The sequence below is a fragment of the uncultured Cloacibacillus sp. genome (assembly GCF_963926575.1).
Taxonomy (GTDB): Bacteria; Synergistota; Synergistia; order Synergistales; family Synergistaceae; genus Caccocola; species Caccocola faecigallinarum.
In genome coordinates this window covers 332,686-347,761 of record NZ_CAWUXW010000002.1, presented here as the reverse complement: position 1 = coordinate 347,761, position 15,076 = coordinate 332,686, and the positions used below count along the sequence as shown (strand labels likewise).

The 15,076-nt window shown below is 56.1% G+C and carries 31 protein-coding genes; all 31 read left to right on the top strand.

Annotated features, from left to right (window positions below; genetic code table 11):
* Positions 1-14 precede the first annotated feature (14 nt).
* The 31 genes from rpsJ to ABGT66_RS04380 are packed head-to-tail and all read left to right on the top strand — an operon-like array spanning position 15 to position 15,074.
* Positions 15-323 (top strand): 30S ribosomal protein S10, encoded by a 309-nt coding sequence (rpsJ, locus tag ABGT66_RS04530; RefSeq protein ID WP_294193903.1) that lies wholly within the window; start codon positions 15-17, stop codon positions 321-323.
* A 33-nt stretch (positions 324-356) separates the two neighbouring features.
* On the top strand, positions 357-983 hold the full coding sequence (gene rplC, locus ABGT66_RS04525; protein ID WP_294193861.1) for a 50S ribosomal protein L3: 627 nt from the start codon (positions 357-359) through the stop codon (positions 981-983).
* Between the two features lie 17 nt (positions 984-1,000).
* A complete protein-coding gene (gene rplD, locus ABGT66_RS04520) occupies positions 1,001-1,624 on the top strand; it encodes a 50S ribosomal protein L4 (RefSeq protein ID WP_303149821.1) in 624 nt (207 codons plus the stop codon).
* Entirely contained in the window at positions 1,624-1,920 is a 297-nt protein-coding gene (gene rplW, locus ABGT66_RS04515) for a 50S ribosomal protein L23 (RefSeq protein WP_294193863.1), read from the top strand. The genes rplD and rplW overlap by 1 nt, the downstream gene beginning before the upstream one ends.
* Before the next feature lie 20 nt (positions 1,921-1,940).
* Entirely contained in the window at positions 1,941-2,765 is an 825-nt protein-coding gene (gene rplB, locus ABGT66_RS04510) for a 50S ribosomal protein L2 (RefSeq protein ID WP_346689124.1), read from the top strand.
* Positions 2,766-2,792: 27 nt separating this feature from the next.
* Positions 2,793-3,077, top strand: a complete 285-nt coding sequence (gene rpsS, locus ABGT66_RS04505; RefSeq protein ID WP_294193865.1) for a 30S ribosomal protein S19 — start codon at positions 2,793-2,795, stop codon at positions 3,075-3,077.
* Between the two features lie 13 nt (positions 3,078-3,090).
* Positions 3,091-3,423: a 50S ribosomal protein L22 gene (gene rplV / locus ABGT66_RS04500; protein ID WP_294193866.1), complete on the top strand. Its 333-nt coding sequence runs from the start codon at positions 3,091-3,093 to the stop codon at positions 3,421-3,423.
* A 14-nt stretch (positions 3,424-3,437) separates the two neighbouring features.
* Complete coding sequence (rpsC, locus tag ABGT66_RS04495; protein WP_346689121.1) at positions 3,438-4,112, top strand: 30S ribosomal protein S3; 675 nt, start codon at positions 3,438-3,440, stop codon at positions 4,110-4,112.
* A gap of 6 nt (positions 4,113-4,118) precedes the next feature.
* Positions 4,119-4,538, top strand: coding sequence for a 50S ribosomal protein L16 (gene rplP / locus ABGT66_RS04490; RefSeq protein WP_294193868.1), 420 nt, complete (start codon positions 4,119-4,121; stop codon positions 4,536-4,538).
* Between the two features lie 2 nt (positions 4,539-4,540).
* Entirely contained in the window at positions 4,541-4,756 is a 216-nt protein-coding gene (gene rpmC / locus ABGT66_RS04485) for a 50S ribosomal protein L29 (protein WP_294193869.1), read from the top strand.
* A 6-nt stretch (positions 4,757-4,762) separates the two neighbouring features.
* A complete protein-coding gene (rpsQ, locus tag ABGT66_RS04480; RefSeq protein WP_294193870.1) occupies positions 4,763-5,056 on the top strand; it encodes a 30S ribosomal protein S17 in 294 nt (97 codons plus the stop codon).
* Positions 5,057-5,058: 2 nt separating this feature from the next.
* Positions 5,059-5,427 carry a 50S ribosomal protein L14 gene (gene rplN, locus ABGT66_RS04475; RefSeq protein ID WP_294193871.1) on the top strand — a complete coding sequence of 123 codons (369 nt, stop codon included), beginning with the start codon at positions 5,059-5,061 and terminating at the stop codon, positions 5,425-5,427.
* A gap of 13 nt (positions 5,428-5,440) precedes the next feature.
* Positions 5,441-5,767 (top strand): 50S ribosomal protein L24, encoded by a 327-nt coding sequence (rplX, locus tag ABGT66_RS04470; protein WP_087368563.1) that lies wholly within the window; start codon positions 5,441-5,443, stop codon positions 5,765-5,767.
* A 14-nt stretch (positions 5,768-5,781) separates the two neighbouring features.
* Complete coding sequence (gene rplE / locus ABGT66_RS04465; protein ID WP_294193872.1) at positions 5,782-6,324, top strand: 50S ribosomal protein L5; 543 nt, start codon at positions 5,782-5,784, stop codon at positions 6,322-6,324.
* A gap of 13 nt (positions 6,325-6,337) precedes the next feature.
* Entirely contained in the window at positions 6,338-6,523 is a 186-nt protein-coding gene (locus tag ABGT66_RS04460; RefSeq protein WP_294193873.1) for a type Z 30S ribosomal protein S14, read from the top strand.
* 31 nt (positions 6,524-6,554) lie between these two features.
* A complete protein-coding gene (rpsH, locus tag ABGT66_RS04455; RefSeq protein WP_294193874.1) occupies positions 6,555-6,959 on the top strand; it encodes a 30S ribosomal protein S8 in 405 nt (134 codons plus the stop codon).
* Positions 6,960-6,972: 13 nt separating this feature from the next.
* A complete protein-coding gene (rplF, locus tag ABGT66_RS04450; RefSeq protein WP_294193875.1) occupies positions 6,973-7,515 on the top strand; it encodes a 50S ribosomal protein L6 in 543 nt (180 codons plus the stop codon).
* Between the two features lie 43 nt (positions 7,516-7,558).
* Positions 7,559-7,897, top strand: a complete 339-nt coding sequence (rplR, locus tag ABGT66_RS04445; protein ID WP_294193876.1) for a 50S ribosomal protein L18 — start codon at positions 7,559-7,561, stop codon at positions 7,895-7,897.
* Between the two features lie 15 nt (positions 7,898-7,912).
* Positions 7,913-8,434 carry a 30S ribosomal protein S5 gene (rpsE, locus tag ABGT66_RS04440; RefSeq protein WP_087368551.1) on the top strand — a complete coding sequence of 174 codons (522 nt, stop codon included), beginning with the start codon at positions 7,913-7,915 and terminating at the stop codon, positions 8,432-8,434.
* A 13-nt stretch (positions 8,435-8,447) separates the two neighbouring features.
* Entirely contained in the window at positions 8,448-8,630 is a 183-nt protein-coding gene (rpmD, locus tag ABGT66_RS04435; protein WP_294193877.1) for a 50S ribosomal protein L30, read from the top strand.
* A 12-nt stretch (positions 8,631-8,642) separates the two neighbouring features.
* Positions 8,643-9,089 carry a 50S ribosomal protein L15 gene (gene rplO, locus ABGT66_RS04430; protein ID WP_294193878.1) on the top strand — a complete coding sequence of 149 codons (447 nt, stop codon included), beginning with the start codon at positions 8,643-8,645 and terminating at the stop codon, positions 9,087-9,089.
* Between the two features lies 1 nt (position 9,090).
* Positions 9,091-10,386, top strand: a complete 1,296-nt coding sequence (secY, locus tag ABGT66_RS04425; RefSeq protein ID WP_294193879.1) for a preprotein translocase subunit SecY — start codon at positions 9,091-9,093, stop codon at positions 10,384-10,386.
* A gap of 20 nt (positions 10,387-10,406) precedes the next feature.
* The gene (locus ABGT66_RS04420; protein ID WP_294193880.1) at positions 10,407-11,054 is read left to right on the top strand and encodes an adenylate kinase; all 648 of its coding nucleotides are present in this window, start codon (positions 10,407-10,409) and stop codon (positions 11,052-11,054) included.
* A complete protein-coding gene (map, locus tag ABGT66_RS04415) occupies positions 11,054-11,824 on the top strand; it encodes a type I methionyl aminopeptidase (RefSeq protein ID WP_300263813.1) in 771 nt (256 codons plus the stop codon). Before ABGT66_RS04420 ends, map begins: the two co-directional genes overlap by 1 nt.
* The gene (locus tag ABGT66_RS04410; RefSeq protein ID WP_294193882.1) at positions 11,815-12,159 is read left to right on the top strand and encodes a KOW domain-containing RNA-binding protein; all 345 of its coding nucleotides are present in this window, start codon (positions 11,815-11,817) and stop codon (positions 12,157-12,159) included. The genes map and ABGT66_RS04410 overlap by 10 nt, the downstream gene beginning before the upstream one ends.
* Positions 12,141-12,359 carry a translation initiation factor IF-1 gene (infA, locus tag ABGT66_RS04405; protein ID WP_008711020.1) on the top strand — a complete coding sequence of 73 codons (219 nt, stop codon included), beginning with the start codon at positions 12,141-12,143 and terminating at the stop codon, positions 12,357-12,359. The genes ABGT66_RS04410 and infA overlap by 19 nt, the downstream gene beginning before the upstream one ends.
* Before the next feature lie 52 nt (positions 12,360-12,411).
* A complete protein-coding gene (rpmJ, locus tag ABGT66_RS04400; RefSeq protein ID WP_087368536.1) occupies positions 12,412-12,537 on the top strand; it encodes a 50S ribosomal protein L36 in 126 nt (41 codons plus the stop codon).
* 6 nt (positions 12,538-12,543) lie between these two features.
* Positions 12,544-12,921: a 30S ribosomal protein S13 gene (gene rpsM, locus ABGT66_RS04395; protein ID WP_294193883.1), complete on the top strand. Its 378-nt coding sequence runs from the start codon at positions 12,544-12,546 to the stop codon at positions 12,919-12,921.
* A 21-nt stretch (positions 12,922-12,942) separates the two neighbouring features.
* A complete protein-coding gene (rpsK, locus tag ABGT66_RS04390) occupies positions 12,943-13,335 on the top strand; it encodes a 30S ribosomal protein S11 (RefSeq protein WP_087368533.1) in 393 nt (130 codons plus the stop codon).
* A gap of 24 nt (positions 13,336-13,359) precedes the next feature.
* The gene (gene rpsD / locus ABGT66_RS04385; RefSeq protein ID WP_294193884.1) at positions 13,360-13,986 is read left to right on the top strand and encodes a 30S ribosomal protein S4; all 627 of its coding nucleotides are present in this window, start codon (positions 13,360-13,362) and stop codon (positions 13,984-13,986) included.
* Positions 13,987-14,009: 23 nt separating this feature from the next.
* Positions 14,010-15,074 (top strand): DNA-directed RNA polymerase subunit alpha, encoded by a 1,065-nt coding sequence (locus ABGT66_RS04380; protein WP_294193885.1) that lies wholly within the window; start codon positions 14,010-14,012, stop codon positions 15,072-15,074.
* Positions 15,075-15,076 lie beyond the last annotated feature (2 nt).

Genomic DNA, 15,076 nt, shown 5'->3' with positions numbered 1-15,076 from the left:
CCCGGGAGGGGAATATTTTGGCGAAGAAAATTCGTATTAAACTCAAAGCTTTCGACCATCGCGTCCTCGACGCTTCCGCCAGTCAGATAGCTGACACGGCGCAGCGCACCGGCGCGAAAGTTTCCGGCCCCGTGCCTCTTCCGACCGCTGTGGAGCGCTTCTGCGTACTCACTTCCCCGCATGTTGATAAAGATGCACGCGACCAGTATGAAATCAGGACGCACAAGCGCCTGATTGATATAATAGACCCGACCCAGAAGACGATGGAAGCTCTTATGGAGCTGAACCTGCCCTCTGGTGTGGATATACAGATTAAGCTATAAGTCTGCCTTAGTCTGAAAAGGAGTGAAACGTTTATGAGTATGGGGATACTGGGCCGCAAGGTTGGGATGACCCAGGTCTTCGACGAAAACGGCAAAGCGGTTCCTGTTACGGTTATCGAAGCAGGCCCTTGCACGATCGTTGAAATCCGGACACCTGAAAAGAACAGCTACAGCGCAGTGCAGCTTGGTCTCGGAGAGGTAAAGCCCGTCAAGGTGACAAAGCCGATGAAGGGTTACTTCGAGAAGCAGAATGTTGCGCCCAAGCGCTGGCTGAGGGAGTTCCGCGTGGACGACACGACGGGCTACCAGGTGGGACAGGAGATCACCGTTTCTCTGTTCCAGAATGGCGAGGTTGTTGATGTTATCGGCGTCAGCAAAGGTAAGGGCACAGCGGGCGTTATGAAGCGCCACGGCTTCGGCGGTACGCCGGCGAGCCACGGACATTCCGTAACGCACCGTCACCCAGGTTCTATCGGTTGCAGCAGCTTCCCCGGTCGCGTTATGAAGGGCCGCAGGATGGCTGGGCGTATGGGAAACGAGCGGGTAACGACCAAGAATCTTAAGGTCTTCGCCGTAGACGAAGAGAATAACCTTATCTTGATAGCTGGACCTGTACCGGGCGCTCGCGACGGCCTCGTTATGATTCGTAAGACTGCTTAGGTAGGAGGCTGAAGACGATGCCTGTAGTAAAAGAAGTTAATTTCAAGGGCGAGGTTATCGGGGAAGTAACGCTTTCTGATGCCGTCTTCGGTGCCCCGATCCATGTGCCCGCGATGCACCAGGTTGTAGTCGCCCATCTGGCGAACTGCCGCCTCGGCACGCACAACACTAAAGACCGCGGCGATGTCCGCGGCGGCGGCAAGAAGCCGTGGCGCCAGAAGCACACCGGACGCGCCCGCTCCGGAAGCTCACGCTCCCCGCTGTGGGTCGGCGGCGGCGTCGCGCACGGTCCGCATCCGCGCGATTATCACCAGAAGGTCAACAAGAAGGTCCGCCGTCTTGCGATACGCAGCGCGCTGACGCTTAAGGCCCAGGCCGAGAACATGATCGTCGTCGACAAGTTCGACATGGACGCGCCGAAGACGAAGAGCATGATGGCTTTCCTCTCCGCCGTACAGAACGGAAAGAAGCCCCTTCTCGTCCTTCATGAGACGAACATGGCGGTGGTCAAGTCCGCCGCGAACATCCCGGGCGCTTACGTCCAGCACGTGGACAGCGTAAACGTCTACGATCTGCTCAATCACGATCAGCTGATCGCAACTCCCGAAGCAATTAAAAAGCTCGAGGAGGTATTTGGTTAATGAACGCCACATCTTATGATATAATAGTTCGGCCCGTCATAACGGAGAAGACAAGCCGTCAGATGGAGCTCGGACAGTACACGTTTGAGGTACTTCCGAAAGCGAATAAAATCGAAATTCGCAAGGCAGTGGAGGAAGTATTTAAGGTGAAGGTTGTTAAGGTCAATACGATCCAGGTCCGTTCCAAACCGAAGCGGATGGGTGCTTTCTTGGGTCGTTCCCGTTCCTGGAAGAAAGCCGTAGTAACTCTCGCCAAGGGTGAGAAGATCGCTTTCTTTGAGGGCGCAAACGCCTAAGGAGAAGGGGGAAATATTTAATGGGTATAAAAAAATATCGTCCCACTACGCCTAGCCGCCGTCAGATGGCAACGCCCGACTTCGCCGAAATAACGAAGTCGAAGCCGGAACGCAGTCTGGTCGTTTCGCTTTCGCAGTCGGCGGGACGCAACAACAACGGGCGCGTCACTATGCGCCACCGCGGCGGACGCGGCAGAATCAAGTATCGTATAATCGATTTCAAGCGCGATAAGTTCGGCGTGCCTGGCAAAGTCACGGCTATCGAGTACGATCCCAACCGTTCCGCACGCATCGCTCTCATCTCCTACAAAGACGGAGAGAAGAGATACATCCTTGCGCCGATCGGCCTCAACGTCGGCGACGTCATCTTCGCTGGCGAAGGTTCCGACATACGCCCCGGCAACGCTCTTAAGCTTAAGGACATCCCCGTCGGTACGGTCATCCACAATGTGGAGCTCGAGCCCGGACGCGGCGGCGTCCTTGTGCGCTCCGCCGGTTCTTCGGCGCAGCTCATGGCCAAGGAAGGCAAGTACGCCTTTGTGCGTATGCCCTCCGGCGAACTGAGACTGGTCCTTCTCGAGTGCATGGCGACTGTCGGTCAGGTCGGAAACGAAGAGCATGAGAACGTAATATCCGGCAAGGCGGGAAGAACTCGCTGGCTCGGCATTCGTCCTCATATCCGCGGTATGATCCAGAACCCTGTCGACCATCCTATGGGCGGTGGAGAAGGAAAGAGCAAATCTCACAAACATCCTGTCTCTCCGTGGGGTACTCCGGCGAAGGGTTACCGTACTCGTAAGCGGAAGCCGTCGGACAAGTTCATCGTCCGCCGCCGTAAGAAGTAGCCCGTAGGTTGTAGGAGGGAAATTTAGATGGCTCGTTCACTTAAAAAAGGTCCGTATGTTGACGCTAAGCTGCTCCGCAGAGTAGAGGATATGAACGAATCCGGCAAAAAGACAGTAATCAAGAGCTGGGCGCGCGCCTGTTCCATTACGCCTGAAATGGTTGGACACACGATCGCCGTGCACAACGGCCGCATCCATGTCCCCGTATACATCAGCGATAATATGATCGGACATAAGCTCGGCGAGTTCGCGCCGACCCGCAAGTTCGGCGGTCATGCCGGTCAGGAACGCACTACGAAGGTAAAGAAGTAGGAGGGCTGCGAAAATGGAAGTAAAAGCGTCAGCAAAGCAGCTTCGTGTTTCTGCTAACAAGGTGCGCAGAGTATTAGCGCTGATTCGCGGCAAGAACGCCTCTGAGGCTCTTATGATCCTCAAGTACACGCCCAATAAGCCCGCCCGCTATGCGGAGAAGGTCCTGAAGAGCGCAGTCGCGAATGCGGAGCATAATCACGGCCTGGACATGGACAAGCTCATAGTGAAGTCCGCCACGGCCGACCAGGGAACTTATATGAAGCGCTTCCGCCCCGTTTCGATGGGCCGCGCTCATGCGTTCAGACATCACACGTGCCACATTACCGTGGTCGTGTGCGAGAAGTAAGGAGGGGTGAAGCAGTGGGTCAGAAGGTTCACCCGGTAGGATATAGACTCGGCGTCATCTACGATTGGGAGTCCCGTTGGTACGCTGACGGCAAAAAGTATGCCAAATTCCTTCACAAAGATCTCGAGCTCAGAGAGTGGATTAAGAAGCGCTGGGCTCAGGCCGGCATCAGCCGTGTGGAGATCGAGCGTATCGGAGACGTTATGCGTTTCACAGTTTGGACCGCCCGGCCTGGTGTTGTAATTGGCAAGCAAGGTGCTGAAATACAGGCAGTTCGTGAAGAACTTCAGGCTATGACCGGCAACCGGGTAATGATAAACATTCAGGAAATGAAGAATCCTGATGTTGAGGCGCAGGTAGTCGCGGAAGGCGTCGCCTCCTCGCTGGAGCGCAGAATCAGCTTCCGCCGCGCCATGAAGCAGTCGATCTTCCGCGCGATGAAGTCCGGAGCCAAAGGAATTAAGATCCAGTGCGGCGGACGTCTCGGCGGCGCTGAAATCGCCCGCACGGAATGGTATCTGGAAGGCCAGCTTCCGCTTTCGACGCTCCGCGCCGATATAGATTACGGCTTCGCCGAGGCTCACACCATTTACGGCGTCATCGGCATCAAGGTCTGGATCTACAAAGGCGAAGTTATGGATCGCAAGCCGATTCCCGAGGCTGAGCCCACGACGAAGGATAGGGGGTAACGCACGATGCTTTCTCCGAAAAGAGTAAAATATCGCAAACCTCACCTGACTGCGCTTCGCGGGTACAGCAAGGGTGCTACGAAAGTAGATTTCGGCGAGTACGGGCTTCAGGCCTGTGAGAACGGATGGATCACAGCGCGTCAGATTGAAGCGGTCCGCGTCGCTATCAGCCGTAAGATGAAAAAAGGCGGAAAAATCTGGATAAGGATATTCCCGGACCGCCCCGTTACGGAGAAGCCGCTTGAAACCCGTATGGGTAAAGGTAAAGGCAACGTGGAATACTGGACTGCAGCGGTAAAACGTGGACGCGTAATGTTCGAGATAGCGGGTGTTCCTCGCGAGCTTGCGGAGCAGGCATTCCGTACGGCGTCATTCAAGCTGCCCATCAAGGTCAAAATGTTAACCCGAGAGGGAGCAGGTGAATAATTATGGATCCTAAGGAACTCAGAGATCTCAGTATTGCTGAGCTCAAAGATAAACACAAGCAGTACAAGGAAGAATTGTTCAACCTCCGCTTTCAGAACGCGATTGGACAGCTGAACAATTCAGGCCGCATCAAAGAAGTAAAGAAGACTATCGCCCGTATCCTTACGGTCATAACCGAGAAAGAGACAGGCATAGATCATTCTGGCGCAAGGAGGTAACCGGAGATGGAAGAACGCACTGCTCATCGCAAGGTCCGCACCGGTACTGTGGTTAGCGATAAGATGGACAAGACCATAGTCGTTCGTGTCGACCGCATGGCAAAACATTCACTCTACGGTAAGCCCGTTCTTAGTTCCAAGAAGTTCATGGCGCACGACGAGACAAACGACTGCCGCGTAGGCGACACCGTAATGATCGGCGAGACCCGCCCCCTCAGCGCGAAGAAGCGCTGGGAGGTCCTTGAGATAGTCGAGAGAGCGCCTATACTCGGCAACGCCGCAGAAGAGGAGGCTGAATAATTATGATTCAGCTGCGTACAGTACTCAACGTTGCGGATAATTCCGGCGCGCGCAAGATTCTCTGCGTTCAGGTAAAGGGCGGCAGCTTCCGCAAAGTCGGTACAGTCGGCGACGTTATAGTCGGAGCGGTTCGCGAAGCCGCGCCCAACGGCAACATAAAGAAGGGCGACGTTGTCAAGGCCGTAATCGTCAGAACGAAGAAGGAAATCCGCCGCAGAGACGGTTCCTACGTCCGCTTTGACGATAATGCAGCAGTCGTCATCGACAACAACGGCGACCCCAAGGGAACACGTATTTTTGGACCTGTAGCAAGGGAACTGAGAGAAAAGAAGTACATGCGCATTGTCTCTCTGGCTCCCGAAGTAGTTTAGGGGGATACCGCTCATGTCTAAGATGAGAATTAAAAAGGGAGACCGTGTCCGCGTTATTTCCGGCAAGGACGCTGGTAAGGAAGGTAAAATTCTCAGCCGCAACATCCAGAAGGATACCGTGATCGTTGAGAACATCAACTTCGTTACGAAGAGCGTGCGCCCGACCCAGAAGGATCCCCGCGGCGGACTCGTAAAGAAAGAAGCGCCGCTCGCGGCGTCCAAGGTAATGCTCGTCTGCCCGAAGTGCGGCAAAGCGACCCGCGTCGGACGCGCCTTCCTCGACGATGGCAGAAAAGTCCGCGTCTGCAAGAAGTGCAGCGAGATCATCGACAAGGCTTAGAAGGAGGGGACATCATGACACCGCGTCTTTTGACAAAATATACGGAAGAAGTCCGTCCTCACCTTAACGAGCAGTTCCAGTACAAAAACGTAATGGAAATTCCTCGCCTGGCCAAGGTCGTAATCAACATAGGCGTCAACGAAGCCAAGCTCGACCAGAAATACATGGACGCTTCCATCAACGAACTGACCATTATTTCCGGACAGAAGCCTGTTTTGAAGCGCGCCAAGAAATCCATCGCCGGATTCAAGGTCCGCGAGGGAATGCCGGTCGCATGCGCCGTCACCTTAAGGAGCGCGAGAATGTGGGAGTTCGTGGACAGACTCTTCAGCATCGCTCTTCCGCGTATCAAAGACTTCCAGGGAATTTCGAAGAAGGGCTTCGACGGCAGAGGAAACTTCAACCTCGGCCTCAAAGAGCAGCTTCTCTTCCCTGAGATCGACTACGACAAGGTCATCCGCCAGCGCGGAATGAACATTACCTTCGTTACGACGGCCAAGACGGATGAGGAAGCCATGGCTCTCTTGAAAGAGCTCGGCATGCCTTTCGCCCGCTAGGAAGGAGAAGGAAATGGCTCGTAAATGCATGGAGAACAAGGCCGCTCTTGAGCCGAAGTTCAAAGTTAGAAAATACAACCGCTGCCCTATCTGTGGGCGTCCCCACGGATATATGCGCAAGTTTGATATGTGCCGCTGCTGTTTCCGCAGGCTCGCGCGCGAGGGGAAAATCCCCGGCGTTGTAAAGGCCAGCTGGTAACAATAGGGCATAGAAGGGAGGATCCTTTAATATGCATATTACCGATCCTGTCGCGGATATGCTCACTCGCATCAGAAATGCGAATGTTGTTTACCATGAAATGGTAGATATGCCTCTTTCAAAGATGCGTCTGGAAATGGCTCGCATATTAAAAGAAGAAGGATATATCCGCAATTACAAGACGATCACCGACGCGAAGCAGCCGATGCCGATACTGCGCCTCACGATGAACTACGGTCCCCAGAAGGAAAGAGTCATCCAGGGACTTCGCAGAATCAGCAAACCCGGCCGCCGCATCTACGTCGGGAAGGACGAGCTGCCCAAGGTTATGGGCGGACTCGGCATAGCTCTGATTTCGACCTCTGCCGGCCTTATGACCGACGCGTCGGCCCGCAAACTAGGCCTCGGCGGCGAAGTCATCTGCTACGTCTGGTAGGGAGGCCTGCGAAATGTCTAGAATAGGACGCAAAGCCATAACGCTTCCCAAGGGCGTAGACGTAACGGTCAACGGCCAGCATGTGACCGTCAAAGGCGCTAAGGGCACCCTCGAGATGGATGTCATGCACAACATCTCCGTCGCCGTTGCGGACGGCACAGTTTCCGTCACGCGCGCAAACGACGACAAGGCCGTCCGCGCCGCCCACGGCATGACGAGAGCCCTCATCAACAACATGGTCGTCGGCGTCACCGAAGGCTTCCAGAAAGTCCTCGAAATCGTAGGCGTCGGCTACAGAGCTCAGATGCAGGGCAAGAACCTCGTGCTCAGCCTCGGCTTCTCGCATCCGGTTGAAGTCGTTCCCCCGGCGGGAATCGAGTTCGCCTGCGAGAGCCCGATCAAAATCGTCGTACGCGGCATAGACAAGCAGCTCGTCGGACAGGTCGCGTCGAACGTTCGCGGCTATCGCCCGCCCGAACCCTATAAGGGCAAAGGCATCAGATACGCCGGCGAATATGTAATCCGCAAAGCCGGTAAGGCCGGCGCCAAGAAATAAGGCGAGGTGAAGGACGTTGATTAGTAGTCGCAGTCGTAACGAAATGCGGGAGCTCCGCCACCGTCGCCTCAGGAGACATCTCTCCGGCACCGCTGAGCGTCCGCGTCTTGCGGTCTTCGCAAGCTTGAAGCATATCAGCGTGCAGGTCATCGACGACGTAAAGGGACACACGCTCGTATCCGCTTCGACGGTTCAGGATAAGTTTGACGAAGTAAAGGGCACCGGCAACCAGGAAGCTGCAAAGGCCGTCGGCAAGCTCATCGCAGAACGCGCTCTCGCTCAGGGAATCACGGAGGTCGTTTTCGACAGGGGCGGCCATGTCTACCACGGCAGAATTAAAGCCCTTGCGGAAGCTGCCCGCGAAGCCGGTCTGAAGTTCTAAGGGAGGCGCAATATAGTGGCGAAAGAGACACAGCAGAATACAAAATCCTACAGCAGCAGGGGCCTTGAGCTTTCTGAGCGCATAGTTTCCATCAACCGCGTCAGCAAGGTCGTCAAAGGCGGTAAGCGCTTCCGTTTCAGCGTTCTCGTCGTAGTCGGCGACGGCGTCAGCCAGGTCGGCCTCGGCACCGGCAAAGCGAAGGAAATTTCCGTCGCTATGAAGAAGGGCATTGAGCACGCGAAGAAGAACATGATCGACCTCAAGAAGACCGGTCATACCCTTCCGCATCCGATTATCGGAAAGTTCGGCGCGGCGGAAGTCCTTCTCCGTCCCGCGGCTCCCGGTACCGGAGTTCTCGCCGGTTCCTCTGTTCGTCCGATAATGGAGCTCGGCGGCGTCAAAGACGTTATCGCGAAGGTTACGGGCAGAACGTCGAACCCGATCAACATCGCCTACGCGACGCTCGACGCTGTAAAGCGCCTGCGCACGCCGGAAGAAATCTACCGTCTGCGCGGCAAAGAGCGCAAGGAAGCCTAGGAGGTAACTTACCATGGCTAAACTTCGCATAACCTGGAAAAGAAGCACGATAGGCCGTCCTCCGCACCAGGAGCGTGTCATCAAGGCTCTTGGCTTTCACAGACTCTATGAGACTGTGTATCATGAGGATACTCCGCAGATCCGCGGCATGATCAACAAGATCAGCCATCTGCTTGAGTACTCGGTCGAGGAATAAGGAGGTACTGGCATGAAACTTCATGAACTGAGTCCCGTGCCGGGATCGCACAAAAAACCGAAACGCCTTGGACAGGGCCTCGGCAGCGGCAACGGTAAGACCGCCGGCAAAGGCCACAAGGGACAGAAGGCCAGAAAGAGCCCCGACATCAAGGCCAACTTCGAAGGCGGACAGATGCCGCTCGCGCGCCGCATCCCTAAGCGCGGCTTCAGCAACTTCCGCTTCACGGTCAAGTACGAGATAGTCAACATCGCAGATTTAGAGGAACGTTTTGAAGCCGGCAGCGAAGTTACCGCGAAGGAACTGAGCGAGCTCCGCCTCATCTCCGCCCCCGACCGTCCGGTCAAGGTGCTCGGAGTCGGCGAACTCAGCAAAAGCCTCAACGTCAAGGCGAACGCTTACAGCGCTTCCGCCGCGAAGAAAATTGAGGCCGCCGGCGGCAAGGCTGAGGTGATATAACATGCTGGATTCATTCCGGGACACTTTTCGGCTGCCTGATCTGAAGCGCCGCATCCTTTTTACGCTTGCAGCGCTGTTCGTGTACCGTCTTGGCGCCCACGTGCCCACTCCCGGAGTGGATGCAGCAGCCCTCGGAAGGCTGTTTGATCAGGGATCCATTCTTGGATTCCTTGATCTTTTTGCTGGCGGAGCACTCAGCCGTTTCAGTATATTCGCGCTGGGTGTTACGCCCTACATCAACTCCAGCATCGTAATGCAGCTGCTCGCCGTCGTTGTGCCGAGCATTGAGAAGCTGCAGAAAGAGGGAGAGGAAGGCAGAAAGAAGATCGTTCAGTGGACTCGCTACGGGACGATCATTTTTGCCTTCATTCAGGCCGTCGGCATGACCGGCTGGCTGCGCGGACTGGGAATCTATACCGGAAGCTTCATGGACATCATTCTGGTATCGCTCACCCTGACGACCGGCGCGGTCGCCGTTATGTGGCTCGGTGAAATTATGTCGGACCACGGAATAGGCAACGGGATTTCGCTGCTGATCTTCGCCGGTATCGTCGTCAGAATTCCCGAGGCCGTCGTCCGCACCTTCTCTCTCGTACGTCTCGGAGAGATGAATGCTCTGGTTCTGCTTCTTGCGATAGCTGTAATGCTCGCCGTCGTGGCGGGCTGCGTCATGCTGCAGGAAGGCCAGCGCCGCCTGCCGGTGCAGTACGCCAAGCGCATGGTCGGAAACAAAATGTACGGAGGGCAGAGCAGCTTCATCCCGCTTAGGGTGAACACTGCGGGAGTCATCCCCATAATCTTCGCCTCCTCCGTCCTTCTCTTCCCCTACACTGTGGCCGGACTCTTCCAGAACAGCGCGGCGAGGGCGGTGCAGCAGGCCATGAGCCCGAACAGCCCGATCTACATGGTGCTCTACGTGATAATGATAGTGTTCTTCTCATATTTCTATACCGCGGTCGTTTTCAAGCCCGAGGATATATCGAATAATATGAAGAAGAACGGCGGGTTCATTCTCGGTATCCGTCCCGGCAAGCCGACCACCGATTACATCGAGAAGGTAATGGGACGCATCACGCTCGGCGGCGCGGTCGCGCTCGCGATTATAGCCGTCGTTCCGACGATGATGACCGGGATAATGAACATAAACACCTTCTATTTTGGCGGCACAGCGGTTATAATCGTTGTCGGCGTTGCCCTTGACACGGTACACCAGATCGAAGGGCAGCTGCTTATGCGCCATTACGAAGGGATTCTGAAACGCCGCGGCGGCAGAGGCGGCGGGCTTTTGAAACTGTAATCCAAAAGAGGCGAATCAAAATGAGGATCATTCTTCTGGGTGCGCCGGGCGCCGGAAAAGGTACGCAGGCGGACAGTATAAAAGCTAAATATCCGGTCGCCCATATTTCGACCGGAGACATGCTTCGTTTCCACGTGAAACAGGAAACTGAGCTCGGAAAGAATGCCAAAGCCTATATGGACGCGGGCAAACTCGTGCCGGATGATGTTATAATCGCTATGATGGAGCATCGTCTGCAGGAGGACGACGCAAAAGAGGGGTTCATGCTTGACGGCTTCCCGCGCACGATCGCACAGGCCGAGGCGCTTGACGCAATGCTGGCTAAGCTCCAGCTCAAGCTTGACGCCGTCGTCAATCTCGTGATCGACGACGACACAGTCGTAGGACGCCTGACTTCGAGAAGGGTGTGCCGCCAGTGCGGCGAGATATACAACACCGTCCTGAAGCCGTCATCCAAAGAGGGCGTATGCGACAAGTGCGGCGGCGAGGTAGTGCAGCGCGACGACGACAAGGAAGAGGTAATTCGCAAACGTCTTTCCGTCTTCCACGAGCAGACGGCGCCCCTTATCGATTACTACAGTAACCAGGGGCTTCTCGTCGCGGTAGACGCTACCGGCGGCAAGGACGCAGTCCTGAAGATTCTGGAGCAGAAGAAGGCTAACGCCTAATGATTACTTTTAAAACCGACCGCGACATAGCCAAGATGCGCAGGGCTGGTCAGGTCGTAGCGGACATCCTCAAGCTTATGAGGGATCTTGTCAAACCGGGGATCGACACTCTGGCGCTCGACGCGGCGGCTGAGGAGCTTATCCTGAAGGCGGGCGGCAAGCCTGCCTTCAAAGGATACAAAGTTCCGTGGGTGCCGGTCCCGTTCCCAGGCACGATCTGCGCATCGATCAACAACGAAGTCGTGCATGGTATTCCTTCCAAGAGCCGTGTGCTCGAAGAGGGAGATATAATCAGTATCGATACCGGCGCCTCAATCGAGGGCTTTTTCGGCGACGCGGCATGCACCTATGCTGTAGGGAAAATAAGCGAAGAGCGACAGCGGCTGCTCGATCTTACGCTTGAATCCCTCCATCACGGTGTCGCCGCGGTAAAGCCGGGAGCTACGCTCGGAGACATCGGTCATGCGGTAGAAAGCGTCGTAATTCCTGCCGGCTACGGACTCGTGAGAGACTACGCCGGTCACGGCATCGGCCATAAGATGCACGAAGCGCCCCAGGTCCCTAATTTCGGAGTACCCGGCAGCGGTCTTACCGTCAAACCGCGTATGACGTTTTGTGTAGAGCCTATGGTGATGACCGGAGGAGAGGACGTGGAATCTCTGGCGGACGGGTGGACCGTCGTCACGAAGGACGGGAGCGACGCTGCACATTTCGAGTTCAGCCTTCTCGTCACGGAGGACGGCGTGGAGATCCTTACGCCATGGGAGTAAAATCCTCCAAAGACGCCGGAGCTTTCCGCACGGGCGACATCGTGATTGTCCGCCGCGGAAAATTCGCAGGCAGGCCCTTCGCTGTGGTAGGCGCGCACGACGGGAGGATTTTGATCGCCAACGGGTCGGAGTACACAGCCTCCAAACCCAAGAGAAAAAATGTTATTCATCTGCAGCAGACGCACTACAATCTCGAAGATGTGGCCGGGCGTGTCGCTAGCGGGAAACCTCTGGACAACGGCTGGTTGATGCAGGAGATTTCGGTTGTGATGAACAAAGACTGCACATCTTGCAAACAGGAGGATGGATCAGCCGGATGGCCAAAGAAGAGGTAATCGAAGTAAAGGGCAAAGTTGTTGAGCCGCTTCCCAACGCTATGTTCCGCGTGGAGCTGGAAAACGGTCATAAAATTTTGGCTCATGTTTCGGGTAAAATGCGTATGCATTTCATCAGAATACTTCCGGGCGACAGGGTGCTCTTGCAGCTTTCGCCCTACGATCTGACCCGCGGACGGATAACATACAGATATAAGTAGACGATAAAAATCGTCGTCGGGGAACAAGTTTACTCAAGGAGGTCTGCATTTAATGAAAGTAAGACCGTCGGTCAAGCCGATATGTGAATACTGCAGAGTTATCAAGCGCCACGGCGTCGTGCGCGTAATATGCAGCAGAAACCCGCGCCACAAGCAGCGCCAGGGTGCAAGGAGGTAGCAGGGAATGGCTCGTCTAGCCGGTGTCGACCTGCCGCGTGAGAAAAGAATCGAAATAGCCCTTACCTATATTTTCGGTATCGGGCCGGCAGTAGCGAACGACATTATAAAAGTCACTGGGATCAACCCGAATACCCGCGTAAAGGACCTCACCGAGGAAGAAGAGCAGAAGCTCCGCGCGGAAATTGAAAACAACCGTCACGTCGAAGGCGATCTCCGCCGCGACATCGCGATGAACATCAAGCGTCTGATGGATATCGGATGCTACCGCGGTCTCCGTCACCGCCTCGGCCTCCCCGTGAGAGGGCAGAGAACAAAGACGAACGCCCGCACGCGCAAAGGTCCGAAGAGGACAGTCGCCGGCAAGAAGAAAGCTACGAAGTAAGGTTTAGGGAGGGAATAACAGTTGGCCAAACGCGTACAGCGCAGCCGCAAGCGCAAGGAAAGAAAGAACGTAAGCTACGGCGTAGCACATATATATTCGACATTCAACAACACGATAGTGACGCTTACCGACAAGCAGGGCAACGCGCTCTCCTGGGCCTCTGGCGGCAACGTCGGCTTCAAGGGAACCCGTAAGTCGACCCCGTACGCCGCTCAGATGTCGGCCGCTCAGGCCGCCAAGGTGGCGCAGGACCACGGCGTCGTCGAGATAGACGTCGTCGTAAAGGGCCCCGGACCGGGACGCGAGTCGGCTATCCGCTCGCTTCAGGCGGCCGGACTCCAGGTCAATGTGATCCGCGACGCAACGCCGATCCCGCACAACGGATGCCGTCCTCCCAAACGGCGCCGCGTGTAGTCCCAGAAGGAGGTACTTGTACACATGAGCAGATATACAGGACCCGTATGCAGGCTTTGCCGCGCAGAGGGAGCCAAGCTCTTTTTAAAGGGTGACCGCTGCTACACCGAGAAGTGCGGCCTCACCAAACGCAACTCGAAGCCCGGCCAGCACGGCACGCGCCGCGGCAAGCAGAGCGAATACGGAATCCGTCTCCGCGAGAAGCAGAAGCTCCGCCGCTTCTACGGCATCAACGAGACGCAGTTCAGCACGATATATGAGAAGGCGACCGGCATGGCGGGGCAGACGGGCCATAACTTCCTTCAGCTCCTCGAGCGCCGTCTCGACAACGTCGTCTACCGTCTCGGCTTCGGCGTGAGCCGCGCCCAGGCGCGCCAGCTCGTCAGCCACGGCCACTTCACGGTCAACGGCCGCAAGCTCAACATCCCCAGCGCGGTGCTCAAGCCCGGCGACGTCGTCGCCGTCGCGGAAGGCAGCCGCGACATCCAGACGCTCAAGGACAACGCCGAGGCTTCCGCAGCGCGCAGCATCCCGGCATGGCTCGAATTTAATCAGGAAACAATGTCAGGCACGTTACTTACAGTACCGGTTCGCGAACAGATAGACGTACCTGTTAACGAACAGCTTGTTGTTGAATTCTATGCACGTTAACGTAACGAAAGGTGGGGGAGAACATGGAGCATGATCGCCATGAGATCATAGTACAAGAATCCACCCCGTCGTATGGTAAAATCACCATCGAGCCCCTTGAAAGAGGCTATGGCGTAACGCTTGGCAACTCCCTGCGCCGCGTCCTGCTCTCTTCTATAAGCGGCGCGGCCGTGGTAGCGGTGCGCATCGAAGGCGTAATGCATGAATTCAGCACTATTCCGGGAGTCAAGGAGGACGTCATCGAGCTTCTTGTAAACATGAAGCACGTCCCCGTCCGCTGCCACTCGGCGACGGTCCGCACGCTCCACCTCGAGGCCAAAGGGCCGAAGGTGGTTACGGTCTCCGACATCGACCCTGACAGCGAGATAGAATTCCCGGATCCCGAGGCCTATATATGCACCATCGAAGAGGGCCACTCCATTTCGATGGACATATACGTGGCCACCGGCACCGGATACGCGCCGATCGACCGCCCGAGGGCCTCGTACCTTCCGGTCGACGCGCTCCAGACCGACGCGCTCTTCTCTCCTGTGCAGCGCGTGAAATATGACATACAGGACAAGCGCATGGGGCAGAGGACCGACTACGACAGCCTCACGCTCGAAATATGGACGAACGAAGTCGTTTCGCCCGAGTCGGCGGTCATCCAGGCGAGCCGCATCCTCAAGGGATACTACGCGTCGATAGTCGACGCGCTCGCAGGACCCGGAACCAGCGCACTTGACGAGATAATCAAAAACGACGACGCCGCGCGTGCGGCGCTCGGCGGCTCCAAGGGATTCGGCCCGGGAATGGCCGGCTTCCCGATGGGCGAAAACTCCATCTATACGCGGCCCGTCAGAGATCTTGAGCTTTCTGTGCGCAGCGAGAATTGTCTCCTTCGCGGCGGAGTGCATATGATTGGCGAGCTCGTATCGCGGACGAGGGACGACCTCCTAAAAATCCGCAACCTCGGCAAAATCTCCCTGAAGGAGATCGAGGAGAAACTTGCCAAATTCGACCTGCATCTCAGCGGCGACATAAGCACGCCGATCGACGATGACGACGAGGATTTGGAGAACAACGAACAGAATCCGAAGGAGGAGTAAGC